This is a genomic window from Pantoea sp. WEP (genome assembly GCF_041678305.1).
In the GTDB taxonomy this organism is placed as follows: Bacteria; Pseudomonadota; Gammaproteobacteria; order Enterobacterales; family Enterobacteriaceae; genus Pantoea; species Pantoea dispersa.
In genome coordinates this window covers 2,795,877-2,819,139 of sequence record NZ_JBGNXB010000001.1, presented here as the reverse complement: position 1 = coordinate 2,819,139, position 23,263 = coordinate 2,795,877, and the positions used below count along the sequence as shown (strand labels likewise).

Below are 23,263 nucleotides of genomic sequence, written 5' to 3'. Positions count from 1 at the left end.
GCGGCGGCGCAGCACTCTGCGCCGCACGCTACCGACGCTAGGTGGCCGTTAACCACTTACTCACCGTGACATCATCCAGTTGTGCCACGCTGCCCTGCGCCACGTTGCGGCCACGATGCAGCAGCAGAAAATAGTCCGCCACGCGGCGAATGAACGACACATGCTGTTCGAGCAGCAGAATCGTCAGGCCATAGTCGCGGTTCAGGCGGCGAATCAGATTCCCCATCTCCTCCTCCAGCCACGGCGACATGCCTTCGGTGGGTTCATCGAGGATCAATAGTTTCGGCTGCAGCACCAGCGCGCGCGCCAGGGCCAGCTGCTGCTGCTGATCCATCGGCAGTTCGCCGCTGCGCTGATGACGCAGCGAGTAGAGCGCCGGAAACAGATCAAACACCATCTCGGGAATGGCGCGGCTGCGATCGTCCTGTGCCGCCATCAGCGCAATCAGCAGGTTATCTTCCACGCTCATCTGGGAAAAGATGTGGCGTCCCTGTGGTACGTAGCCGATGCCCATGCGCGCGCGTTGCTCAGCAGGCTGCAGCAGCAGGTTTTCCGGCGGCGCGCCGTCTTCCTGCCAGGTCATCGATCCACTATTAATGGGCAGGCGACCCATAATACAGTTCACCAGCGTGGTTTTGCCCATCCCCGGGCTGCCCAGCACGCCGGTGCAGGTGCCTGGCGGCAGATCGAGATCCACATCCCATAAAATATGGTTCTGACCGTAAAATTGATTCACCGAACGTAAACTCAGCATCTGACATTCTCCTTCCAGATTATTCGCCTGAATGCTCCCGCTCTGTGTCGTCTGGCATACAGTCATGCACAATGGCTATTGGGACACTGCTGTCGCCGGCGGCGCTTGTTCATCCTGCCGGCATGGACTCGTCACTCCACCCTTAATTCACTGCAATTCCCAGGCCAGATCCGCCAAAGCAGCCTCAACCGGGGAAAAAGGCAGCGAAACTCGCCATAATTGATGAGAAAAGCTTAACAATTGCCCACAGTAATAACTCGCCTGCACTTTGACGGTGCTGACTGCTTAACGTTTCTGGTGCATCTGTGCTGTCATAAGGCAGGGACTGAAGAAATAAGTGGCCTTAACGCTGGGCTTTTTCCCGTTACGGCACGATGGGGTACGCCAAAAGAATAGTTAAAGCCGCACGGGATGATGGAAAAATAATCGCAAAAAAAATTTTTTCGCACGGCAGGATAAGCGAGGGGAAAATTATACACAGCCGATGGACGTGGGGCTGGATTCAGTTATCCACTATTCCTGTGGATAACCTTGTGCATTAGCGACTGAAAACCGGGCGCAAGCGAGGAAATACGCGGGTTGCATACATAATGCTGCGAAACTGGGCTTTTGAGCCAATCTCTTTTAAATCAGCAGGTTATTTAAAAGCAAGCCTGAGAATTGTCTGGCTTGTCATCAGACTGCAATTTAATGACGCTCTATTGACAATTGTTAAAAGCGTTGCTCGTCTGGGGATAACCTTGCGCAACAAACGCTTCCGGATTACCGCATAAATTACGCTGAAGCGAATCGCGGCATCTCCCCATCATCGTGCAGCATATCTGTAATTATATCCAGTATTTTTTTCTGGCAAAATCGCCATAGCAGAGTAGAATTACCAGCCTGCCCGCCGACTTCTTCAGCAGGAACCGTAATACCATGAGTAAAGCCTTTAAACTCAACTCCGCTTTCAAACCTTCAGGCGATCAGCCTGAGGCGATTCGTCGCCTTGAAGAAGGGCTGGAGGATGGACTGGCGCACCAGACGCTGCTGGGGGTTACCGGTTCAGGAAAAACCTTTACTATCGCCAACGTCATTGCCGATCTCAACCGGCCGACCATGGTAATGGCACCGAATAAAACGCTGGCGGCACAGCTGTATGGCGAGATGAAAGAGTTCTTTCCGGATAATGCCGTCGAGTTCTTCGTCTCCTACTACGACTACTATCAGCCGGAAGCCTACGTGCCCAGTTCGGATACCTTCATCGAGAAAGATGCAGCGGTAAACGAGCACATCGAGCAGATGCGTCTCTCTGCCACTAAAGCGATGCTGGAGCGCCGCGACGTGATTGTGGTGGCGTCGGTTTCTGCCATCTACGGCCTGGGCGATCCCGATCTCTACCTGAAAATGATGCTGCATCTGACGCGCGGCATGATCATCGACCAGCGCAGCATCCTGCGCCGCCTCGCAGAACTGCAGTACACCCGCAACGATCAGGTTTTCCAGCGCGGCACCTTCCGCGTGCGCGGCGAAGTGATCGATATCTTCCCGGCGGAATCCGATGACATTGGTCTGCGCGTTGAACTGTTTGATGAAGAGGTTGAGCGCCTGTCGCTGTTCGACCCGCTGACCGGCCAGGTGATCTCGGTGATTCCGCGTTTCACCATCTACCCGAAAACGCACTACGTCACGCCGCGCGAGCGTATTCTGCAGGCGATGGAAGAGATTAAGGATGAGCTGGCGGTGCGGCGCAAAGTGCTGCTGGAGAACAACAAACTGCTGGAAGAGCAGCGCATCACCCAGCGCACCCAGTTTGACCTCGAAATGATGAACGAACTCGGCTACTGCTCGGGCATTGAAAACTATTCGCGCTATCTCTCCGGACGCGGACCGGGTGAGCCGCCGCCGACGCTGTTTGATTACCTGCCGGCGGATGGCCTGCTGGTGGTCGATGAATCCCACGTGACTATTCCACAGATTGGCGGCATGTATCGCGGTGACCGCGCGCGTAAAGAGACGCTGGTGGAGTATGGTTTCCGCCTGCCGTCGGCGCTGGACAACCGTCCGCTGCGCTTTGAAGAGTTTGAAGCGCTGGCACCGCAGACCATTTACGTCTCGGCCACGCCAGGTAACTACGAGCTGGAGAAATCGGGCGGCGACGTCATCGATCAGGTGGTGCGGCCTACCGGTCTGCTCGATCCGATCCTTGAGGTGCGACCGGTGGCGACCCAGGTCGACGATCTGCTGTCGGAGATCCGCAAGCGCGTCGAAATCAACGAGCGCGTGCTGGTCACTACGCTGACCAAGCGCATGGCCGAAGACCTCACCGAGTATCTTGAAGAGCACGGCGAGAAGGTGCGCTATCTGCACTCCGACATTGATACCGTTGAGCGTATGGAGATCATTCGCGATCTGCGTCTCGGGGAGTTTGACGTGCTGGTGGGGATCAACCTGCTGCGCGAAGGGCTGGATATGCCGGAAGTGTCACTGGTGGCGATTCTGGACGCCGATAAAGAGGGCTTCCTGCGCTCCGAGCGCTCACTGATTCAGACCATCGGACGCGCGGCGCGTAACGTCAACGGCAGAGCGATTCTCTACGCAGATAAGATCACGCCGTCGATGGCGCGGGCGATGGAAGAGACCGAGCGCCGCCGCGAGAAGCAGCAGCGTTATAACGAAGAGCGGGGCATTGTGCCGCAGGGCCTGAACAAGAAAATCACCGATATTCTTGAGCTGGGCAAAAACGTGGTGAAAACGCGCGGCAAAGGTAAAACGGCTTCACGCACTGCCGCCGAGGCTGAGGCCAGCTATCTGGCGCTCACGCCACAGGCCATGCAGAAGAAGATCCACGAGCTGGAAGGGCAGATGCAGCAGCACGCGCAGAACCTGGAGTTCGAAGAGGCCGCGCGGGTGCGCGACCAGCTGCACGAGCTGCGTGAACTGTTTATCGCCGCCTCTTAATGTGAAACCGGCGGTCGCGTTGCGCGCCGGCTAAACCGCCTGAATGGCATGTTCCAGCGCGCGGCGCAGCAGCTGGCGGTCGTGACGATAGCGGATATCGGCGGCTTCCAGCGGTTCGCGCACGATCAACCGCTCAGTGACGCCGCGCGTGTCTGCTGACGGGCCGACCACTACAGCGTCAATCACCCGTTTGCCAATAGCTTTTTCCATCATCGCCAGCTTGTCGGCGACCGTCAGGCTGGCCGCCGCTGGACTCAGTTCACGCCCGAGATTTCCGATGAACACCATGGTGGCAGGCGTCCGGCGCAGCGCGCGTGCCATCTCCTCCATCAGCAGAATCGGCATCAGGCTGGTGTAAAAGCTGCCGGGACCAATCAGGATCAAATCGGCCTCGGCGACGGCGTCCAGCGCTTCGCGTGTCGGCACCACATTAGGGTGCAGCATCAGCTCTTCCGGCGCCTGCTTCATTTCGTCAATCGCCGTTTCACCGTACACCATATTGCCTTCGCTATCCTGCGCGACCAGGTCCACCGGCTGCTCCGACATCGGAATCAGAAACGCATCCACCTTCAGCAGGTTGCGGATAATATTGATGGCTTCCAGCGGACGCACGCTGAGGTGATCGAGCGCTTTCAGGATCAGATTGCCCAGATTATGCCCGGCCAGTTCGCCGTTGCCGGTAAAGCGATACTCGAACATGGCAGAGGCCACGCTGGGTTCGGTGATCAGCTGATTAATGCAGTTGCGCATGTCGCCCCAGGCAATGCCGCCTTCTGAACGGCGTATGCGGCCGGTGGATCCGCCGTTGTCGGTGGTGGTGACGATGCCGGTCAGGCGTGAGCCCAGCGGCGCCAGCGCCGACATCACGCGGCCAAGGCCGTGGCCGCCGCCGAGTGCCACCACGCGATCCAAATCTGCCAGGGTACGATTCATGCTGCTCCTTAAAACGCCGCACGTGAGGTGCAGACGGCGTTCAACTGATGTGTATCAATATCTGTCGCGCATTTTACCGTATCCTGTCGCGAAAATGCGGTGAAATAACGTTATGTACCAATATATATAGCGATAAATGCCGATGGATGCGAGCGTCAAATCGCGCTACCATTTGCTTTAACCGTGTTGTCCACAATGACAACAGACTCCCAAGCCTTGCGTTCCTAAGTCGTGTGATATGGATGCCTGGCCGCAGCCGCGAGCTGCCAGGGTGCAGAAAGAAATGACTGCATCTCCCGTACTTTGGAAAGGTGTTCAGGTGCCACAATTTACAGATGCCTATGCGCGCAGCTTTTATTATCTGCGCCTGTCGGTCACGGATGTGTGTAACTTCCGTTGTACCTACTGCCTGCCCGACGGCTACCGGCCGAACGGCGTGCACAACAAAAGTTTTCTCTCGCTGGATGAGATTCGTCGCGTGACGCGTGCCTTTGCGGCGGCGGGCACCGAAAAAGTGCGCCTGACCGGCGGCGAACCCTCGATGCGGCGCGACTTCACCGATATCATTGCCGCCGTGCGCGACAACGCGGCAATCCGCCAGATCGCCATGACCACCAATGGCTACCGCATGGCGCGCGACGTCGGCGCCTGGCGTGCGGCAGGCCTCACCCATATCAATGTCAGCGTCGACAGCCTCGACGCACGGCAGTTTCACGCCATTACCGGGCAGAACAAGTTTCACGAAGTCATGGCGGGGATTGATGCGGCCTTTGATGCCGGTTTCAGCACCGTCAAAGTCAACAGCGTGCTGATGCGCGACGTCAACAGCCACAGCCTGGAGACCTTTCTGGCGTGGATCCGCACCCGGCCGATTCAGCTGCGCTTTATCGAGTTGATGGAAACCGGCGAGGGCGGCGATCTGTTCCGCCGTCATCATGTGTCCGGCGAGGTGATCCGCGATCAGCTGATCATGCAGGGCTGGCAGCGCCAGCCGCGCGGGCGCAGCGATGGTCCGGCCCAGGTGTTCCGCCATCCCGATTATCAGGGTGAAGTCGGCCTGATCATGCCGTATGAAAAAGATTTCTGCGCCAGCTGTAATCGCCTGCGCGTATCGGCGATCGGTAACCTGCATCTGTGCCTGTTTGGCGACGGCGGCGTGCCGCTGCGCGATCTGCTGGCCTCCGACGATCAGCAGGCCGAGCTACAGGCGCGCATCGCTCACAGCCTCGGGCAGAAGAAGCAGACGCATTTCCTGCATCAGGGCCATACCGGCATCACGCAGAACCTCTCCTTCATTGGTGGCTAAACACAGGAGTTACGGCCATGGGTAAACCTTCCGGCGATTTTGTCGCCTTAAATGCGGCGGTGATGACCGTCTCTGACAGCCGCGACGCCAGCAGTGACAGCTCCGGCGACTATCTGCGTGAGGCGCTGACCGAAGCCGGGCATCAGGTGGTCGATCATGCCATCGTCCCGGACAACCGTTATCGCATCCGCGCCACGCTGTCGCGCTGGATCGCCAGTGAAGATGTGCAGGTGGTGCTGATTAACGGCGGTACCGGCTTTAACAGTAAAAACAGCACGCCGGAAGCGCTGCTGCCGCTGCTGGATCGTGAAATTGACGGCTTTGGCGAACTGTTTCGCATGATCTCTTACGAGGAGATCGGCAGCGCGACGCTGCAATCACGCGCGGTGGCCGGTCTGGCCAACCAGACGCTGCTGTTTGCCGTGCCGGGCTCAACCGGTGCCTGCCGCAGTGCATGGGAGCGGATCATTGAAGCCCAGCTGGATGCGCGTACGCGTCCGTGTAATTTTGTCTCACATTTGAAGAAGTTATAAGCATGTCCTCGTTAACCCATATCAACGCGGCCGGCGAAGCCCACATGGTGGACGTCTCCGGCAAAACTGACACCGTACGAGAAGCGCAGGCGGAAGCGCTGGTGCTGATGCAACCGGCCACGCTGCAAATGATCCTCGACGGCAGTCATGACAAAGGCGATGTTTTCGCCACCGCACGCATTGCCGGTATTCAGGCGGCGAAGCGCACCTGGGAACTGATTCCGCTGTGCCATCCGCTGATGCTGAGCAAAGTCGAGGTAACGCTGGTGGCTGAGCCGGAGCACAGCCGCGTACGCATTACCTCGCGCTGTCGCCTGAGCGGCAAAACCGGCGTGGAAATGGAAGCGCTGACCGCCGCCTCGGTCGCGGCGCTGACCATCTACGACATGTGCAAAGCGGTGCAGAAAGATATCGTCATCGACCAGCTGCGGCTGCTGAGCAAAAGCGGCGGTAAATCCGGTGATTTCCAGGCGGTGCGCCATGATTAAGGTGCTGTTTTTTGCTCAGGTGCGCGAACTGACCGGCACCGCCGCGCTGGATCTGGCGGCAGAGTATGCTGACGTCGCCACGCTGCGCGCTGCGCTGGCGCAAAAAAGCGATCGCTGGGCGCTGGCGCTGGAGTCCGGCAAGCTGCTGGCGGCGGTGAATCAGACGCTGGTGCCGATGAACCATCCGCTGCGCGCCGGCGATGAAGTGGCGTTCTTCCCGCCGGTTACCGGAGGCTGAGCATGACAACCCGAATTCGCGTCGGCAGCGCGCCGTTTAACGTTGGCGACGAGTACGCGCTGCTGGCAGCGCATGACAGCGACGGCGCGGTCGTCACTTTCACCGGCAAAGTCCGCAACCACAATCTCGGCGACAGCGTGGCCGCGCTGACGCTGGAGCATTATCCGGGCATGACGGAAAAAGCGCTGGCGGAAATAGTGGCAGATGCGCATCAGCGCTGGGCGCTGCAGCAGGTGACGGTGATTCATCGCGTAGGCGAACTGTTCCCTGGTGATGAGATCGTGTTTGTTGGCGTCAGCAGCGCCCATCGCGGTAGCGCCTTTGCCGCCAGTGAATTTATTATGGATTACCTGAAAACCCGCGCGCCGTTCTGGAAGCGCGAAGCCACCGCGCAGGGCGATCGCTGGGTCGATGCCCGCGACAGCGACCATCAGGCCGCCGAACGCTGGAACTAGCGCGCAAAATCCGCCCGCGCTGATAGCCGCCAGACCACGAAAACGGTAAGGTACGGTTTTTGCTGGCTTATCAGGGAGCAGGATGAACACCACCACGATATTACGAGGCGCAGCGCTGCTGGCTGCGCTGGTGCTGGCCGGATGCAGCACCAAAAAGGAGCCGCAGCTGCCGGCCCGCCAGCCCGCTGACGTGAAAGCGCAAATTCAGCAATTGCTGCCCGCCCATGTGACGCAAAAATCGGCCTGGGCCGACGACATTTATACCGCGCTGCGCGTGCAGCACATCGACGCCAGTGCCAGCAACATTTGCGCGGTGATCGCCGTGACCGATCAGGAATCTAACTTCAGCGCCGATGCCACCGTGCCGGGTCTGCCAAAAATCGCCTGGGCGGAAATTGACCGCCGCGCCGCCAGCGTGCACGTGCCGGCGTTTCTGGTGCGCACCGCGTTACTGATCAAATCCTCCAATGGCGAGAGCTACGCGGCGCGTCTCGATAAGGTGCACAGCGAGAAAGAGCTGAGCGCCATTTTCGATGACTTTATCGATATGGTGCCGATGGGGCAGAAGCTGTTCGGTAATCTCAACCCAATCCACACCGGCGGGCCGATGCAGGTCAGCATTGCCTTTGCCGAAGCGCATGCGCAGGGCTATCCGTACCCGATTGACGGTTCGATCCGGCGCGAAGTGTTTAGCCGGCGCGGCGGTATCTACTTCGGCACGCTGCACCTGCTGGGTTATCCGGTGGATTACAGCCAGCCGCTGTATCGCTTTGCTGACTTCAACGCCGGCTGGTACGCCAGCCGCAACGCCGCGTTCCAGGCTGCGGTGGCGCGTGCCAGCGGCATCAAACTGGCGCTGGACGGCGACCTGATCCGCTACGGCAGCGAACAGGCGAGCGCCACCGAACTGGCGGTGCGCACGCTGGCGAAGCAGCTGGACATGAGCCCGCGGGAAATTCGCCGCGATCTGGAGAAGGGCGATAGCGAAAGCTTCAGCGACAGCACGCTGTGGAAACAGACCTTTATCCTCGCCGATAAGATGGCGGGAAAACGTCTGCCGCGCGAAGTGCTGCCGGGCATTAAGCTGGAGAGCCCGAAAATTACCCGTAATCTCACCACCGCGTGGTTTGCCCAGCGGGTTGACGGGCGATATCAGCAGTGTATGACGCGCCGTTGACGATCCGTGGTGTACACTTCACACTGACGTTATCAGTAACTTTTAAAGAGGTGCATCATGGATCGATATCCACGTAATGGTTCAATCGTGCAGCAGGCTTCGACCGGGCTGCAAACCTATATGGCGCAGGTGTATGGCTGGATGACCTGCGGCTTACTGCTGACGGCGTTTGTGTCGTGGTTTGCCGCGCGCACGCCTGCCGTCATGGAACTGGTGTTTGCCAATCGCATCACCTTCTTCGGCCTGATTATCGCGCAGCTGGCGCTGGTATTCGTGCTTTCCGGCATGGTGCAGCGCATGAGCGGCGCCGTGGCGACCGGGCTGTTTATGCTCTATTCCGCGCTGACCGGGCTGACAATGGCGAGTATTTTCCTTGTTTATACCTACTCGTCGATCGCCAGTACCTTCTTCGTTACCGCGGGCATGTTTGGTGCCATGAGCTTTTACGGCTACACCACCAAACGCGACCTGAGCCGCTTCGGCAGCCTGCTGTTTATGGCGCTGATCGGCATTCTGCTGGCGTCGCTGGTGAACTTCTGGCTGAAAAGCCCGGCGCTGATGTGGGCGATTACCTATATCGGCGTGGTGGTGTTTGTGGGCCTGACGGCTTACGACACGCAGAAGCTGAAAGCCATCGGTGAGGGCATTGATGTTAACGATAAAGAGAATCTGCGCCGCTTCTCCATCATGGGCGCGCTGACGCTGTATCTCGACTTCATCAACCTGTTCCTGATGCTGCTGCGGATTTTCGGTAACCGTCGCTAAGAGTAACCAGCCATTAAGGCTGTGAAAATAATCGCGCCGCTACGGCCAGGTGAACGGTCTGTACTTATCAGCCCGTTTCACCTTGTCCGTAGCGGCGCAATGTATTACGCGTTCTCCAGCCTGCGCCTGGCACGCCTTATCGCGCCGCCATCTTGCGCTCATTCTTCTGCCGTAAATGCTTCGCGCGGCTCTCCAGCCACAGATACAGCACCAGTGCCAGCAGCAGCGGCAGAATAAAATAGAGCACGCGATAAGCCAGCAGCGCGGCGATAATCTCACCGTGCGAAGCATGCTGGCCGCTGAGCAGCGCGAGGAACACCGCTTCCAGCACGCCAATGCCCGCCGGAATATGAATAATCACCCCGGCAATACTGCTGATTAACAGCACCCCCAGCACGATGGGATAATCCACTTCACGCGCCAGCAGCAGCCAGATAATGGTGCCCATCACCATCCAGTTGGCGCAGGAAACGGCAAACTGAAACAGCGCCATGCGCAGCGAGGGCAGTTGCAGATGCTGGCCCTTCACCGTCCAGCGGCGCTTCTTCGCGAAAGCACAGGCCCACAGATAAACCGCCACCATCGCCAGCAGGACCGCACCAATCACCCGTAGCGTGCCTTCGCCGATGAACCAGCCGGGCGGAATCGGCACCATGCCGGAGACAAACACCACGCCGCCAAGCAAAATGTAGCCGAGCCAGTTGGTGGCAATACTCAGTGAAAAGATGCGCGTGATAGTGCCGCCGGGCAGGCCGAGGCGCGAATAGAGGCGATAGCGCATCGCCACACCGCCCACCCAGGTGCTCAGTGTCAGGTTAAAGGCGTAACAGATGAATGACACCAGCATCACCTGACGTTTCGCCAGCTTATGCCCGCAGTAGGCGCGGCCAATCAAATCGTACAGACCGTAGGTGAGGTAGCTCACCACCACTAACGCGGCGGCGCTCAGCACCACGTAGCGGTTATAGCCGACGATGACCTTGTACACGTCCTCCCAGTTCACCTTGCGTGCGTAAACCACCAGCAGCACGATCACCGCAATGAAGAACAGCCAGGTAAGGATTTTTTTCGCTAACTGCCAGCGCGGGTTTTTTTTGCTCATCAGGGTTTCGCTCCTTCGTTATCGGCTTCAACCCGGTCCTGGGTTTCCATTTCCGGCTGCACCGGCGGATCGACCTGAGACAAATGGGGCGTATGGGCAGGCAGCCAGCCGGCGATGGCCGGGAAATGGCGCAGGAAATGGAACACGATGACGCTTTTGGTCAGCTGCCACCAGGTGCGCGGCGGCAGCTTGTCTTCATCGACGCGCACGCAGTCCGCAGCCAGCAGCTGCTCAAGGTTATCGCGCAGCGTCTGGTTGAAGGCGTGGTCGTGGATGATCAGGTTGGCTTCGAGATTCAGCGACAGGCTGAGCGGGTCGAGGTTGCTGGAACCCACCGTTGACCATTGCTGATCCTGTACCGCCACTTTGCCATGCAGCGGGCGGCGGCAGTATTCGTACACTTCAACGCCAGCATCCACCAGATAATTGTACAGCAGCTCAGCGCCGACTTTGACAATCGGCATGTCCGGTTCACCCTGTACAATCAGCCGCACGCGTACACCGCGCTGAGCCGCGCTGCGCATTTCCCGCAGCAGGCGATAGCCGGGGAAGAAGTAGGCGTTGGCGATAATCACATCCTGCTTCGCCTTGCGCAGCATATCGAGATAGTGCTGTTCAATGTCGTCGCGGTGCTCATCGTTATCGCGGTAGACAAACAGCACCTGCGCATCACCGGGCAGGGCGTTCACCGCCAGGCGCTGGGAGCGCGCGCCCCACCAGCGGCGCGTTACCTGTTCGCTGCCGATCGCCTGCTGCACATAGCGCGCGATATCCAGCACCACCGGTCCTTTCACCTCCACGGCGTAATCCTGCTTGGCTTCCGGCCCGTAATCGGTGTTGTGCTCGGCGGAGAAATTGATACCGCCAACAAACGCAATCTCCTCATCAATCACCACAATTTTGCGATGCAGACGGCGGAACACGTTGGTGCGCATGCCCATCACCAGCGGGCGCGGATCGTAATAGATAAAGCGCACGCCTGCTTCGGTCAGGCTGTTGATGTACTGGGTGGAAAGATCCGGCGAGCCGTAGCCATCCACCATCACTTCCACCTTAACACCGCGCTGCGCGGCGGCCAGCAGATCGCGGTGCAGCGCCTTACCAACCTCATCTTCAAACAGGATAAACGTCTCCAGCAGCAGCGTACGCTGAGCGCGCTGAATCGCGCCGGAGACGCGCGGAAAGAATTGATCGCCATTTTCCAGCAGTCGCAGCTGGTTACCTTCGCGCCAGCTGAAATTCATAGAAAGATCTCCACGGCCAGCGGGGCATGATCGGACAGATGTGACCAGGGTTTCACCGGCAGCGCCCACGGCTGGCTCACCGACGCATTACGGATATAGATGCGATCGAGACGCAGCAGCGGAAAGCGCGCCGGGAAGGTGCGCGCCGGGCGACCGTTTTTCATGCTAAACACCTCCTGCAGACCGGCTCCGCGCTGTAAAAATCGATTAGCGCGTACCTGCCAGTCATTAAAATCGCCGGCCACCACCAGGGGCGCATCTGGTGGCAGCGACTCAATCAGTTCACACATCATGCGCATCTGCGCCAGACGGTGCTTCTCTTTCAGGCCGAGGTGCACGCACAACGTGTGAATCGGTTCCGGCCGATCCGGCAGGCTAATCTGGCAGTGCAACATGCCGCGTTTCTCACTGCCGGCGACAGAAATATCGCGGTTTTGGTATTCGGTGATCGGAAAGCGTGACAGTATCGCGTTGCCGTGATGGCCTTCGGGATAGACCGCGTTGCGGCCGTAAGCGAAATCGTGCCACATGGTGTCGGCAAGGTATTCGTAGTGCGAATTTTCCGGCCAGTTTTCAATGTGTGCGGAGTGGATGGCGTGCGTGCCCATCACCTCCTGTAAAAAGACGATATCCGCCGAGGTCGCGCGCACTGCGTCGCGCAGTTCCGGCAGGATAAAGCGACGGTTAAAGCTGGTGAACCCCTTATGGGTATTGATCGTCAGGACTTTAAATGAAGATCCTTGCGTGTTTTGTGGCATACTGCGACGCGCTCCTTTTCATCATCAACAGAACAAAGTGTAGTCTTTGTCACAAATGGGTGGTGCTGGAGACAGAAAATTAGGGTGTTATCCGAAATTTGCTTTACATTGAGGAAATCCGTCTGGCTGCGGTCAGATACACTTGGGCGACCTGTTGGGTCTGCCAGGAGAAGAGAATGAAATGGTCTAATCGTGTTCAGATTGTTACCGGTCAAACCTGCCTGCATATTGCGACCCACCTGCTGGTGATCGCGGCGCTGGTGTGGGGCTGGAAACATAAGGCACTGGTCGAAGTGAGCAGTACCCTGGTGGCAGCTTATGCGCTGGTGTTCATCACCATGCTGGCCCTGCAGCGTAGTGCCCGTTTGCGCCGCTTTGGTGACTCTCTGGAAGAAGTGACGACGACATACTACTTCGGCGCGGCGATGCTGACGCTGTTCCTGATTTCACGCTTCATCCACAACAATCTGCTGATTGGTTGTCTGGGCGTGGTAATGCTGGTGGGCCCGGCGCTGGTGTCGCTGCTGGCCAAAGAGCCACCGCAGCGCGTGCAGAAAAAACGCAGCTAAGCGGACGTGCCAGCAAGAAAAGAGGAGCCCACTGCGGCTCCTTTTTTATGCGCTACCGCGCAGCGGCCCATCACCCTCACGTTTTGCTGGTCGCGGTTCTTTCGGAAAGCTGCTACACTGCCGCTCTTACGCATGGTAGTTTGTGCCCTTTTCACACGCAGGCCTTGAGGCTGCGTCATATCCCCCCTGAAAACTACATCGCGCAGCGCGATCAGGGCGGTTCGGAGTAATACACCTGCATGTCTTTTGACTCTCTCGGCTTGAATGCCGATATTTTGCGTGCGGTAGCAGAACAGGGCTACCGTGAACCGACGCCAATCCAGCGTCAGGCGATTCCCGTGGTGCTGGCCGGTCGTGACCTGCTGGCGAGCGCCCAGACCGGCACGGGTAAAACCGCCGGTTTCACGCTGCCGCTGCTGCAGCGTCTGTCAGAAAAACCGGCAGCGGCGCGCGGTCGCCGTCCGGTACGTGCGCTGATCCTCACGCCAACCCGTGAACTGGCGGCGCAGGTTGGTGAAAACGTACGTGAATACAGCCAGTACCTCAACATGCGTTCGCTGGTGGTGTTCGGCGGCGTCAGCATTAATCCGCAGATGATGAAACTGCGCGGCGGCGTTGATGTACTGATCGCCACGCCGGGGCGTCTGCTCGATCTGGCGCACCAGAACGCGGTCGATCTGTCGCAGGTGGAAATCCTGGTGCTGGACGAAGCGGATCGTATGCTCGACATGGGCTTTATCCACGACATTCGCCGCGTGCTGGCAAAACTGCCGGCCAAACGGCAGAACCTGCTGTTCTCTGCCACCTTCTCGGACGAGATCAAAGCGCTGGCGGAAAAACTGCTCACCAACCCGGAACAGGTGGAAGTGGCACGCCGCAACACCGCTTCCGAGCAGGTGTCGCAGCAGGTGCATTTTGTCGATAAGAAGCGCAAACGGGAACTGCTGTCGCTGATGATTGGTCGCGACAACTGGCAGCAGGTGCTGGTGTTCACCCGCACCAAGCACGGTGCTAACCACCTCGCTGAGCAGCTCAACAAAGATGGCATCACTGCCGCCGCGATCCACGGCAACAAGAGCCAGGGCGCGCGTACCCGTGCGCTGGCCGACTTCAAAACCGGCGGCATTCGCGTGCTGGTGGCGACGGATATTGCCGCGCGCGGCCTGGATATCGAAGAGCTGCCGCACGTGGTCAACTACGAGCTGCCGAACGTGGCGGAAGATTACGTGCACCGCATCGGCCGTACCGGTCGTGCCGCGGCCACCGGTGCTGCGCTGTCGCTGGTGTGCGTTGACGAGCACAAGCTGCTGCGTGATATCGAGCGCCTGCTGAAGCGGGAAATTCCGCGCATTGCGCTGCCGGGCTTTGAGCCGGATCCGAGCATCAAGGCGGAGCCGATTCAGAATGGCCGTCAGCAGCAGCCGCGTGGACGTGGCCAGGGCCGCGCGCCGGGGCAGGGTGCTGACGCACCGCGCAGCCGCAGCGGCGGCAATGGTCAGCGTGCCAGCGCCGGTAACGGCGGCGCGCGTCCACAGGGCGAGGCGCGTGCACCGCGTCGTCCGGGCAACAACGGCCCGGCGGCAGGCAACGCGGGTAAACCGGCGCGTTCACGTCGTCCGGCAGCCAAGAGCAACGGGAACGCGTAACGGTATGCGGGTTTTACTGGCGCCCATGGAAGGCGTACTGGATTCGCTGGTACGTGAACTGCTCTCCGGCGTGAATGACTATGACCTGTGCGTCACTGAGTTTTTACGCGTGGTCGATCAGCTGCTGCCGGTAAAATCCTTCTATCGTTTGTGTCCGGAACTACACCATCACAGCCGGACGCCCTCCGGTACGCGCGTGCGCATGCAGCTGCTGGGCCAGTATCCTGAGTGGCTGGCAGAAAACGCCGCACGCGCGGTGGAGCTGGGTTCGTGGGGCGTTGACCTCAACTGCGGCTGCCCGTCGAAGCTGGTGAACGGCAGCGGCGGCGGTGCGACGCTGCTGAAAGATCCGGAGCTGATCTATCGCGGTGCCAGAGCGATGCGCGAGGCGGTGCCCGCTCATCTGCCGGTCACGGTGAAAGTGCGGCTCGGCTGGGATTCAGGCGCGCGGCGTTTCGAGATCGCCGATGCGGTGCAGCAGGCCGGTGCCAGCGAGCTGGTGGTGCATGGCCGGACCAAAGAGGACGGCTATCGTGCAGAGAGCATCAACTGGCAGGCGATTGGTGAGATTCGCCAGCGTCTGACGATCCCGGTGATCGCCAACGGCGAAATCTGGAACTGGCAGGATGCGCAGGATTGCCTGCGCATTACCGGCTGCGACGCGGTCATGCTCGGGCGCGGCGCGCTCAATGTGCCTAACCTGGGGCGCGTGGTGAAATACAACGAAGCCCCGATGCCGTGGTCGCAGGTGGTTGAGCTGCTGCTGCGCTACACCCAACTGGAAAAGCAGGGTGATACCGGCAACTACCACGTTGCGCGCATCAAGCAGTGGCTGGGCTATCTGCGCAAAGCCTACCAAGAGGCCGACGGCCTGTTCAGCGAGATCCGCACGCTGCGTGTCTCCGCCGAGATCGCCAGCGCCATCGAACGCCATGCCGCACGCATGGCCCAGGTGTCCTGCATCTGAGCCTGAGCGGTGGTACCTGAACCGTCAGGTCCGCCGCGTTAACGGGCAAGCCAGCGATCACCACACGAGAGTGTGCGCTGCCGCCATGTTTTATAACAAAAAAAGCCGCGATCCTTAGCCTGCTAACCGGTATAGTGAACCTTCGCTTTCACCACGTTTCTGACGCCATCTTCCATGTCTGACGCCGCTGTACTGAGTAATGCTCAGTTAAATAAACGCATCCTCTCCGTCATCGTTTTCACCTTCTTTTGCTACCTGTCCGTCGGGTTGCCGCTGGCGGTGCTGCCGGGGTTTGTGCATAACCAGCTGGGCTTCAGCTCGTTTATCGCCGGGCTGATCATCAGTCTGCAATATTTCGCTACGCTGCTCAGTCGACCGCACTCTGGCCGGCTGGCCGATCGCTACGGCCCGAAACGCGTGGTGATGATGGGGCTGGTGTGCTGCGGCATGAGCGGCGTGCTGTCGATCATTGCCGCGCTGTGCAGCGGTGCGCCGCTGCTGAGCCTGACGCTGCTGGCGCTGGGGCGGCTGTTTCTCGGCGTCGGGGAAAGTTTCAGCAGTACCGGCTCGACGCTGTGGGGCATGAACATTGTCGGCCCGCGGCAAACCGCGCGGGTCATTTCGTGGAACGGCGTGGCGACTTACTTTGCCATGGCGATTGGTGCGCCGCTGGGCGTGCTGCTGAACCAGATTTTTGGCATCAGCGGCTTTGCCGGTCTGGTCGCGCTGATGGGGGCGATCGGCTTCTGGATGGCCTCCGGCAAACCGGCGGTCAGCGTCAGCGCCGGCGTGCGCATTCCGTTTCATCGCGTGGTCAGCCGCGTCTGGCTGTTTGGCCTGGCGCTGGGATTTGGCACCATCGGCTTTGGCGTGATCTCCACCTTCATTACCCTTTATTTCGCCAGCCGCGACTGGAGCGGCGCGGCGTTCGCGCTGACGCTGTTCAGCCTCGGCTTCGTGCTGGTGCGGCTGGCGTGCGGACGCTATATCACGCGCTTCGGCGGGCTGCAGGTCTCGCTAATCTCCTTCGTGCTGGAGGGCGCCGGTCTGCTGCTGATCTGGCAGGCGGACAGCAGCTGGCTGGTGGATATTGGCGCTTTCCTCACCGGCGGCGGTTTCTCGCTGGTGTTCCCGGCGCTAGGCGTGGAAGCGGTGAAGCGGGTACAGCAGCAGGATCAGGGATCGGCGCTCGGTACCTATTCGGCATTTCTCGATTTGGGGCTGGGGTTGACCGGACCCGTGGCGGGGCTGTTAATCGGCCACTGGGGCATGCAGTCGGTGTATCTGGCGGCCGCACTGATGGTGCTGGGCGCGTTCCTGATTACGCTGCGCCTGCACCAGCAGTCTTCAGAGCCTATCAGGCCAGATGAATAAACAGCGCATACAGCAGCCCTGACAGCAGCACCGATACCGGCAGCGTCAGCACCCACGCCAGCGCCAGATTACGCAGGGTGGCGAGCTGCAGGCCGGATCGGTTGGCCGCCATGGTACCGGCCACGCCGGACGACAGCACATGGGTGGTCGACACCGGTAAACCAAAGGCATCGGCCGCGCCGATAGTAGCCATCGCCACCAGCTCCGCACTGGCACCCTGCGCATAGGTGAGATGGGTTTTGCCGATACGCTCACCTACCGTAACCACAATCCGGCGCCAGCCGACCATGGTGCCGAGACCCAGCGCAATCGCCACCACCACTTTGACCCACATCGGGATAAAGCGCGTAGCCGCGTCCAGCTCGTGCTTCACCGCCGTCAGGTTGCGCGCCGTCTCTTCCGGCAGCGCGACGTTGGCCGATTGCAGATGCTTGATGGTTTCCGAGGCGAGATACATATCGTTGCGCGTGTTGGTGACCGCCTGCGCCGGGATATTTTCTACCGAACCGTACTGGCGAATCTGTTCGCCGATATCGCCGAGCATCATGCCGAGCGCCGGCAGCACCTGCGGCTGGTTCTGGCTGGTGCGTACATATTCCGTCAGCACCTCACGCGCTGCTGGCATTGCGGCGGGCGGCGGCTGCAGCGTCAGCAGTTGCTGTTCGGTGACATGGGTTAACGCCGCCACGCGCGGAATTTGTTCCGGCGGCAGCGAGCGGTTGAGTGCATAGGCGATCGGCATGGTGCCAACCAGGATCAGCATAATCAGCCCCATGCCTTTCTGACCGTCGTTCGAGCCGTGGGCAAACGAGACGCCGGTACAGGTGAGGATCAGCAGGCCACGAATCCACGCTGGCGGTGGCTGATTGCCTTCCGGCGCCTGATACAGCTGGCGATTGCGTACCAATGCCTTCATGGCCAGTAGCAGCACGGCGGCGCAGATGAAGCCAATCACAGGCGACAGCAGCAGGGCGTAACCGACCTTGATGGCCTGATCCCAGTCGACGCCGCTGGTGCCGCTGCGGCCGTGCAGCAGCGCATTCGCCACGCCTACGCCGATAATCGAGCCGATCAGCGTGTGCGAAGAGGAAGAGGGTAGGCCGAAATACCAGGTGCCGAGGTTCCAGACAATCGCCGAGCACAGCAGCGCGTACACCATAGCAAAGCCGTGACCGCTGCCCGCCTGCAGAATCAGCTCCACCGGCAGCAGCGAAATAATGCCAAACGCCACCACGCCGCTGGAGAGCAGTACACCAAGGAAATTACACAAGCCGGACCACACCACCGCCACGCCCGGCGACAGCGAGTGGGTGTAGATCACCGTGGCGACGGCGTTGGCGGTATCGTGAAAGCCGTTAACAAACTCGAAGCCGAGCGCAATCAGCAGCGCCACGCCGAGCAGCAGGAACGGCGTATAGCTGGTGACGACCGCGCCGGTCTCTTCTACGTCGTTAAACAGGTTGATGCCGGTAAAGAGCAGCCCGGCCACCAGCAGCAGCAGAAAGAGCATGCGCGACGCGCGACCGCTGCGCGGGTGCAGATTGGGCCGTCCGCGGTTAGACGATGATGCAGGGAAACTGTTTTCAGCCATAACACACCCCCCGGGTGAATTAATGATGCACGAATGGCACCCGTTAACTGCAGTGTGATACGGGTTTTGTATGACAGAATGATGATGCCAGCGCGGGCTGTCATCATGCTGTAACAGACCTGTCGCAGGCTGTGGATCTGACCGCTCTGGGATCTTCACGCCGCTATGCTCCAGCCTGTTCTGCCGCTTGCCTCGCTACCGGACTTCAACAACGAAGTCGCCGGACTGATTCACGGTTACCTGTTCAACCCGGATGCGCCGCCACAGCGGCTCAACGCCCGCGAGGCCGCGCAGCTGGCGCGGCACACCTTACCCGACGGCTGCTTTCTCTGGCTGCACATTAACCTGAATCATGCCCGCGCCGAGCGCTGGGTTCAGGACCACTTCAGCGTAGATGACGATTTTTTCGATGAGATTCATTCGGCCTCGCCGCGCACCCGGCTGGCGCAGCAAAACGATGCGCTGCTGGCGGTGCTGAATGACGTCACCTTCAGTAAAGAGGAGCGCAGCACGCAAAATGCGACGCTGTGGATCTGGTGCCGGCCGCAGGTGATGGTCAGCGCGCGCTATCGCCCGGTTGGCATGATTGAACGTATGCATCAGCAGATTGATCGGCTGTGCTTCAGCGCGCCGGATGCGATGCTGCTGTGGCTGCTCGGCGAACAGGAAGCGCAGCTGGAGCAGGTGGTGCGGCGCTCCAGCCAGGCTGTGGATGCGATAGAAGAGCGGCTGCTGAGCGCGGCGATCAAAGCCAACCGCAGCGAGCTGGGCCATCTGCGCCGCATGCTGCTGCGCGTCCAGCGGCTGCTGGCGCCGGAGCCGGCCGCGCTGTTTCGTCTGCTTAACCGGCCGCCAAACTGGCTCAACCGGGAACCGCTCAGTGAGCTGCGGATTTTCACCGAGGAGTTCAGCGTAGCGCTTAACGATCTTGCCAGCCTGATGGAGCGCATTCGCCTGCTGCAGGAGGAGATTGCTGCCCGCCTGATGGAGCAGAGCAACCGAACGCTGTTTTTGCTCACCTCAATCACCGTGCTGGCGCTGCCCATCAATATCGTAGCCGGTTTTTTTGGCATGAACGTGGGCGGCATTCCGCTGGCGAACAATCCGCACGGCTTTCTGCTGTTAGTGCTGGTGGTGCTGGTGTTTACTCTGGTGGCGGGCTGGCTGGGGTTACGCCGACCGCACGATTGAGTGCGCAACTGCGCCGCGACACAATCGCACAATGGTAATGATCCCGGCGATCGGGCAATAAAAAAGCCAGCCCTGCGGCTGGCTTGATCATCGACAGCGAACCCTTACAGGCTGTTGCCGTTGCTGGCAGGCTGTGCCGGCGCGGCCTGCTCAACCGGGGCGGCTTCAGCGGGCTGCTGCGCATCGGCCTGTGGCGCGACGGCGGTGGCACCCTGCGGCGTCATCGGCTCTTCTTTCGGCATCGCGTCAGAAGACTCTTGTACCATCACCGGCGCAGGCTGGGCTTCGCCCGGCTGACCGTTGATTTTGGTCGGCATACCGGTACGTGCCTGGATGGCGTTGTTCACGGCATCCTGATTGGTGCTGGCATCGGCCACCACTTTGGTCACGGCGGACGTCAGGCTGATTGGCACCAGTTCACGTGAGTTGAACTGCTCTTCGGTGGTCGACAGCGGGTTGTGAACCTCGATGTAGCGCGAACCGTCTGGCTCAACGGTGGCTTTTACCGGCTGGTCAATGAACTGGACGCGCGTACCCACTGGCACGTTGTCGAACAGCCATTTGATGTCGTCCGCACGCAGACGCACGCAGCCGTGGCTCACGCGCAGGCCGATACCAAAGTTGGCGTTGGTGCCGTGAATCGCATACAGACGGCCAATGTACAGCGCGTACAGGCCCATCGGGTTATCCGGACCTGCCGGGAACACGGCCGGGATGCTCTCGCCGCGCGCCGCGTACTCTGCGTGCATCGCTTTGGTTGGCGTCCAGGTTGGGCCATTCTTCTTGCGCTCAACCGCGGTGGTCCAGTTAACCGGCGTATCTTTACCCAGCTCGCCGATACCGATCGGCAGCACCACGACAGTTTTGGTGCCTTTCGGGTAGTAATACAGACGCATCTCGGCGCTGTTGATCACGATGCCTTCACGCGGTGCGTCAGGCAGAATCAGCTGCTGCGGGATCACCATTTTAGTGCCTGCTTTCGGCAGGTAAACGTCCACGCCCGGATTGGCTTCCAGCATGTTGCTGAGGCCCATCTGGTACTGCGCCGCAAACGCTTCCAGCGGCAGTTTGCTGTCGTCTGGCACGGTGATTTCAATATTTTCGCCAATCAGGCGGCTATTCGCTGGAGGCAGCGGATAGACGACTGCAAAGGCCGACTGGCTGAACGCCGCCAGTACGAGGGCGAGTGAAGCGAACGCGCGAATGCTTTTTTTCATGTTTTTACAAGTCGTTATGGCCATTTTCATGGCTTGTCAGTGTGTCGAACCCATCAGGGTCAGAATAACCCGCTGCGCATTATATGTGCATAGGCGCAATGATGGGAATCAGGATTTTCGCTGGTTGAAGATACTTTACGCAAAACGCGGCGTTTCACAGACTATTCTCTTTGCCACGCCGCCCAAAATGTGAATTTTCTTACGGTTGCCACAGCGTCACTTCGCCGCTCAGTTTACGGTTGAGGAAAAACGCGGCACTGATCAACGCCAGATGGGTCAGCGCCTGCGGCATGTTGCCCAGCGCGTTGCCGTGCGAGGTAAACTCCTCGGCGTACAATCCCAGCGGATTGGCGTAGCTCAGCAGCTTTTCAAACTCGAAGTGCGCCTCATGCACCCGCCCGGCGCGCGCCAGACACTCCACATACCAGAACGAACAGGCGGCAAACGCACCCTCGCCACCGGTCAGCGCATCGGCGGGCGTCTCACTGATGTTATAACGCCGCACTAAACCGTCGCTCACCAGATGGGTTTTAATCGCATCCAGCGTGGCGATCCACTCCGGATCGGTCGAGCTGACAAAGCGCACCAGCGGCATCAGCAGCATCGACGCATCCAGGTATTTACCGCCGCGCGTGGCGGTGAAGTGGCCGAGTTCGTCGTTCCAGAAGTTCTGCCAGATGTCGTCGCGGATCTCACTGCGCACCCGATCCCAGCGATCGTACGGCATTGGCAGCGAACGCTTCATACCCAGCCGCAGCGCGCGGTCCAGCGCCACCCAGCACATCAGGCGCGAATGCAGAAAGTGCTCCGGCTCGCCGCGCATCTCCCAGATACCGGCGTCCGGCTGGTTCCAGTTAACGCAGACGTAGTCAATCATGCTGGATACATGGCGCCAGCCGCGCTGCGAGATGGCTTCGCCGTATTTATTGGCAAGATAGACCGCATCCATCAGCTCGCCATAAATATCCAGCTGCGTCTGGCGCCAGGCATCATTGCCGATGCGCACCGGGCGCGAGTTGGCGTAACCGGAGAGGTTGAGCAGTTCGGTCTCGTGCAGCTCGGTGCCGCTGTCGAGGCGATACATCACCTGCAAATGCGGCGTATCGTCGTGGCTGTGCTCAACGCAGCGGCCTACCCAATGGGTGAAGTCACGCGCTTCTTCCACATAGCCGAGCCGCATCAGCGCGTACATGCTGAACGAGGCATCGCGGATCCACGAGGCGCGGTAATCCCAGTTACGCTCGCCGCCCAGCTCTTCCGGCAGGCCAAAGGTGGCGGCAGCCGCAATCGAGCCGTGCTGGTGCGAGGTGAGCAGCTTGAGCGCCAGCGCCGAGCGCGTCACCATCTCGCGCCAGCGACCGCGATAAGAGCTGTGGCTGCTCCAGCGCCGCCAGTAATCCACGGTATCGCGAAAGCAGCGCTCGGTCGCGATATGCTGCACCTGCGGATCGTCATCGTTGCCAAACACAAATTCGGCGTGCTCACCGGCCTGCAGGGTAAACTGCGCCACCGCGCTGTCCGGTTCGCGCGTCATCACCACCGTGGCGCTCAGGCGCAGCGACGGCTGGCCTTCGGCGACAAAGGCGATACCGCCGGGGCGCGTCTCCGTGCGCGTTTCGGCACGGGCATAGTCGTGGCGCGGCGCGCAGCGCAGATCAAAGGTGGCGGTGCCGCGGATCATTTTTACCCGCCGCACCAGGCGCGGCACTTTGCTGCGCTCATCGCAGATCGGCATGTAATCGGTGATTTCCGCCACGCCGGCCTCATCAAGCCAGCGGGTTTGCAGAATGTTGGTATCGGGCAGGTAGAGCTGCTGCTGGCGCGCGTTTTGCCACTGCGGTGCCAGCGAAAACAGGCCGGCTTCGTCGCTGTCGAGCAGGGCGGCAAACACGGAGGGGCTGTCGAGTTCGGGCCAGCAGAGATAATCAATGGTGCCGTCGTTCGCGATCAGGGCACAGGTGCGTAAATCACCGATGACGCCGTGGTCGTCAATTCTGCGTTTAATCTTGCTCATC

The 23,263-nt window shown here is 59.9% G+C and carries 21 protein-coding genes and 1 riboswitch; of the genes, 13 read left to right on the top strand and 8 right to left on the bottom strand.

What is annotated here, in order from left to right; genetic code table 11:
• Positions 1–37: 37 nt before the first annotated feature.
• The gene (locus tag ABVR31_RS13085) at positions 38–754 is read right to left on the bottom strand and encodes an ABC transporter ATP-binding protein (protein ID WP_021508499.1); all 717 of its coding nucleotides are present in this window, start codon (positions 752–754) and stop codon (positions 38–40) included.
• A gap of 918 nt (positions 755–1,672) precedes the next feature.
• Here ABVR31_RS13085 and uvrB point away from each other — a divergent pair.
• Positions 1,673–3,694: an excinuclease ABC subunit UvrB gene (gene uvrB / locus ABVR31_RS13080; RefSeq protein ID WP_021508497.1), complete on the top strand. Its 2,022-nt coding sequence runs from the start codon at positions 1,673–1,675 to the stop codon at positions 3,692–3,694.
• 30 nt (positions 3,695–3,724) lie between these two features.
• Here the strand turns inward: uvrB and yvcK are convergent, their stop codons facing one another.
• Positions 3,725–4,627 carry a uridine diphosphate-N-acetylglucosamine-binding protein YvcK gene (gene yvcK, locus ABVR31_RS13075; protein ID WP_021508496.1) on the bottom strand — a complete coding sequence of 301 codons (903 nt, stop codon included), beginning with the start codon at positions 4,625–4,627 and terminating at the stop codon, positions 3,725–3,727.
• Between the two features lie 194 nt (positions 4,628–4,821).
• Positions 4,822–4,958, top strand: a riboswitch (molybdenum cofactor riboswitch).
• Between yvcK and moaA the strand changes: the two genes are divergently transcribed.
• The 7 genes from moaA to ABVR31_RS13040 all read left to right on the top strand — a co-directional run bounded on the left by moaA (position 4,947) and on the right by ABVR31_RS13040 (position 9,589).
• The gene (gene moaA / locus ABVR31_RS13070) at positions 4,947–5,933 is read left to right on the top strand and encodes a GTP 3',8-cyclase MoaA (RefSeq protein ID WP_152391226.1); all 987 of its coding nucleotides are present in this window, start codon (positions 4,947–4,949) and stop codon (positions 5,931–5,933) included. It overlaps the preceding riboswitch by 12 nt.
• A 17-nt stretch (positions 5,934–5,950) precedes the next feature.
• The gene (gene moaB / locus ABVR31_RS13065; protein ID WP_021508494.1) at positions 5,951–6,466 is read left to right on the top strand and encodes a molybdenum cofactor biosynthesis protein B; all 516 of its coding nucleotides are present in this window, start codon (positions 5,951–5,953) and stop codon (positions 6,464–6,466) included.
• Between the two features lie 2 nt (positions 6,467–6,468).
• Positions 6,469–6,954 (top strand): cyclic pyranopterin monophosphate synthase MoaC, encoded by a 486-nt coding sequence (gene moaC / locus ABVR31_RS13060; protein ID WP_058757847.1) that lies wholly within the window; start codon positions 6,469–6,471, stop codon positions 6,952–6,954.
• Entirely contained in the window at positions 6,947–7,192 is a 246-nt protein-coding gene (moaD, locus tag ABVR31_RS13055; RefSeq protein ID WP_021508492.1) for a molybdopterin synthase sulfur carrier subunit, read from the top strand. The genes moaC and moaD overlap by 8 nt, the downstream gene beginning before the upstream one ends.
• Positions 7,193–7,194: 2 nt before the next feature.
• Complete coding sequence (moaE, locus tag ABVR31_RS13050) at positions 7,195–7,647, top strand: molybdopterin synthase catalytic subunit MoaE (protein ID WP_372773101.1); 453 nt, start codon at positions 7,195–7,197, stop codon at positions 7,645–7,647.
• 82 nt (positions 7,648–7,729) lie between these two features.
• Positions 7,730–8,824, top strand: a complete 1,095-nt coding sequence (locus tag ABVR31_RS13045; protein ID WP_104187090.1) for a DUF1615 domain-containing protein — start codon at positions 7,730–7,732, stop codon at positions 8,822–8,824.
• Positions 8,825–8,881: 57 nt separating this feature from the next.
• Positions 8,882–9,589, top strand: a complete 708-nt coding sequence (locus ABVR31_RS13040) for a Bax inhibitor-1/YccA family protein (RefSeq protein WP_021508489.1) — start codon at positions 8,882–8,884, stop codon at positions 9,587–9,589.
• Between the two features lie 136 nt (positions 9,590–9,725).
• On the opposite strand, the gene ABVR31_RS13035 is transcribed toward ABVR31_RS13040, so the two are convergent.
• Genes ABVR31_RS13035 through ABVR31_RS13025 form a run of 3 tightly spaced genes read right to left on the bottom strand, consistent with a single transcriptional unit; the run spans position 9,726 to position 12,693 of the window.
• On the bottom strand, positions 9,726–10,691 hold the full coding sequence (locus ABVR31_RS13035) for a lysylphosphatidylglycerol synthase domain-containing protein (RefSeq protein WP_058757844.1): 966 nt from the start codon (positions 10,689–10,691) through the stop codon (positions 9,726–9,728).
• Positions 10,691–11,935, bottom strand: coding sequence for a cardiolipin synthase ClsB (clsB, locus tag ABVR31_RS13030; protein WP_058757843.1), 1,245 nt, complete (start codon positions 11,933–11,935; stop codon positions 10,691–10,693). Before clsB ends, ABVR31_RS13035 begins: the two co-directional genes overlap by 1 nt.
• Positions 11,932–12,693, bottom strand: coding sequence for an endonuclease/exonuclease/phosphatase family protein (locus tag ABVR31_RS13025; RefSeq protein ID WP_021508486.1), 762 nt, complete (start codon positions 12,691–12,693; stop codon positions 11,932–11,934). Before ABVR31_RS13025 ends, clsB begins: the two co-directional genes overlap by 4 nt.
• A 176-nt stretch (positions 12,694–12,869) precedes the next feature.
• Here ABVR31_RS13025 and ABVR31_RS13020 point away from each other — a divergent pair, with 176 nt between their 5' ends.
• The 4 genes from ABVR31_RS13020 (at position 12,870) to ABVR31_RS13005 (ending at position 17,249) form a co-directional block, all read left to right on the top strand.
• A complete protein-coding gene (locus ABVR31_RS13020; protein ID WP_021508485.1) occupies positions 12,870–13,262 on the top strand; it encodes a YbhQ family protein in 393 nt (130 codons plus the stop codon).
• Between the two features lie 239 nt (positions 13,263–13,501).
• Positions 13,502–14,908 carry an ATP-dependent RNA helicase RhlE gene (gene rhlE, locus ABVR31_RS13015; RefSeq protein ID WP_021508484.1) on the top strand — a complete coding sequence of 469 codons (1,407 nt, stop codon included), beginning with the start codon at positions 13,502–13,504 and terminating at the stop codon, positions 14,906–14,908.
• Positions 14,909–14,912: 4 nt separating this feature from the next.
• A complete protein-coding gene (gene dusC, locus ABVR31_RS13010) occupies positions 14,913–15,875 on the top strand; it encodes a tRNA dihydrouridine(16) synthase DusC (protein ID WP_058775305.1) in 963 nt (320 codons plus the stop codon).
• A gap of 174 nt (positions 15,876–16,049) precedes the next feature.
• Positions 16,050–17,249, top strand: a complete 1,200-nt coding sequence (locus tag ABVR31_RS13005; RefSeq protein ID WP_021508482.1) for an MFS transporter — start codon at positions 16,050–16,052, stop codon at positions 17,247–17,249.
• Here ABVR31_RS13005 and ABVR31_RS13000 read toward each other — a convergent pair.
• Complete coding sequence (locus ABVR31_RS13000) at positions 17,233–18,840, bottom strand: inorganic phosphate transporter (protein ID WP_372773096.1); 1,608 nt, start codon at positions 18,838–18,840, stop codon at positions 17,233–17,235. The two genes, ABVR31_RS13005 and ABVR31_RS13000, sit on opposite strands and share 17 nt — an antisense overlap.
• A 165-nt stretch (positions 18,841–19,005) precedes the next feature.
• On the opposite strand from ABVR31_RS13000, the gene ABVR31_RS12995 reads away from it, so the two are divergent.
• Positions 19,006–20,031: a transporter gene (locus tag ABVR31_RS12995; RefSeq protein ID WP_372773094.1), complete on the top strand. Its 1,026-nt coding sequence runs from the start codon at positions 19,006–19,008 to the stop codon at positions 20,029–20,031.
• 104 nt (positions 20,032–20,135) lie between these two features.
• Here ABVR31_RS12995 and ABVR31_RS12990 read toward each other — a convergent pair whose 3' ends face one another.
• Together ABVR31_RS12990 and ABVR31_RS12985 are read right to left on the bottom strand one after the other, a co-directional pair.
• The gene (locus ABVR31_RS12990; RefSeq protein WP_058775308.1) at positions 20,136–21,248 is read right to left on the bottom strand and encodes a L,D-transpeptidase family protein; all 1,113 of its coding nucleotides are present in this window, start codon (positions 21,246–21,248) and stop codon (positions 20,136–20,138) included.
• A gap of 199 nt (positions 21,249–21,447) precedes the next feature.
• Entirely contained in the window at positions 21,448–23,262 is a 1,815-nt protein-coding gene (locus tag ABVR31_RS12985; RefSeq protein WP_021508478.1) for a glycoside hydrolase family 15 protein, read from the bottom strand.
• Position 23,263 lies beyond the last annotated feature (1 nt).

What these genes read in the sequence shown, in the direction of transcription:
- ABVR31_RS13085 (WP_021508499.1), bottom strand. Translation starts at nt 754, where the DNA reads ATGCTGAGTTTACGTTCGGTGAATCAATTTTACGGTCAGAACCATATT.
- uvrB (WP_021508497.1), top strand. Translation starts at nt 1,673, where the DNA reads ATGAGTAAAGCCTTTAAACTCAACTCCGCTTTCAAACCTTCAGGCGAT.
- yvcK (WP_021508496.1), bottom strand. Translation starts at nt 4,627, where the DNA reads ATGAATCGTACCCTGGCAGATTTGGATCGCGTGGTGGCACTCGGCGGC.
- moaB (WP_021508494.1), top strand. Translation starts at nt 5,951, where the DNA reads ATGGGTAAACCTTCCGGCGATTTTGTCGCCTTAAATGCGGCGGTGATG.
- moaC (WP_058757847.1), top strand. Translation starts at nt 6,469, where the DNA reads ATGTCCTCGTTAACCCATATCAACGCGGCCGGCGAAGCCCACATGGTG.
- moaD (WP_021508492.1), top strand. Translation starts at nt 6,947, where the DNA reads ATGATTAAGGTGCTGTTTTTTGCTCAGGTGCGCGAACTGACCGGCACC.
- moaE (WP_372773101.1), top strand. Translation starts at nt 7,195, where the DNA reads ATGACAACCCGAATTCGCGTCGGCAGCGCGCCGTTTAACGTTGGCGAC.
- ABVR31_RS13045 (WP_104187090.1), top strand. Translation starts at nt 7,730, where the DNA reads ATGAACACCACCACGATATTACGAGGCGCAGCGCTGCTGGCTGCGCTG.
- ABVR31_RS13040 (WP_021508489.1), top strand. Translation starts at nt 8,882, where the DNA reads ATGGATCGATATCCACGTAATGGTTCAATCGTGCAGCAGGCTTCGACC.
- ABVR31_RS13035 (WP_058757844.1), bottom strand. Translation starts at nt 10,691, where the DNA reads ATGAGCAAAAAAAACCCGCGCTGGCAGTTAGCGAAAAAAATCCTTACC.
- clsB (WP_058757843.1), bottom strand. Translation starts at nt 11,935, where the DNA reads ATGAATTTCAGCTGGCGCGAAGGTAACCAGCTGCGACTGCTGGAAAAT.
- ABVR31_RS13025 (WP_021508486.1), bottom strand. Translation starts at nt 12,693, where the DNA reads ATGCCACAAAACACGCAAGGATCTTCATTTAAAGTCCTGACGATCAAT.
- ABVR31_RS13020 (WP_021508485.1), top strand. Translation starts at nt 12,870, where the DNA reads ATGAAATGGTCTAATCGTGTTCAGATTGTTACCGGTCAAACCTGCCTG.
- rhlE (WP_021508484.1), top strand. Translation starts at nt 13,502, where the DNA reads ATGTCTTTTGACTCTCTCGGCTTGAATGCCGATATTTTGCGTGCGGTA.
- dusC (WP_058775305.1), top strand. Translation starts at nt 14,913, where the DNA reads ATGCGGGTTTTACTGGCGCCCATGGAAGGCGTACTGGATTCGCTGGTA.
- ABVR31_RS13005 (WP_021508482.1), top strand. Translation starts at nt 16,050, where the DNA reads ATGTCTGACGCCGCTGTACTGAGTAATGCTCAGTTAAATAAACGCATC.
- ABVR31_RS13000 (WP_372773096.1), bottom strand. Translation starts at nt 18,840, where the DNA reads ATGGCTGAAAACAGTTTCCCTGCATCATCGTCTAACCGCGGACGGCCC.
- ABVR31_RS12995 (WP_372773094.1), top strand. Translation starts at nt 19,006, where the DNA reads ATGCTCCAGCCTGTTCTGCCGCTTGCCTCGCTACCGGACTTCAACAAC.
- ABVR31_RS12990 (WP_058775308.1), bottom strand. Translation starts at nt 21,248, where the DNA reads ATGAAAAAAAGCATTCGCGCGTTCGCTTCACTCGCCCTCGTACTGGCG.
- ABVR31_RS12985 (WP_021508478.1), bottom strand. Translation starts at nt 23,262, where the DNA reads ATGAGCAAGATTAAACGCAGAATTGACGACCACGGCGTCATCGGTGAT.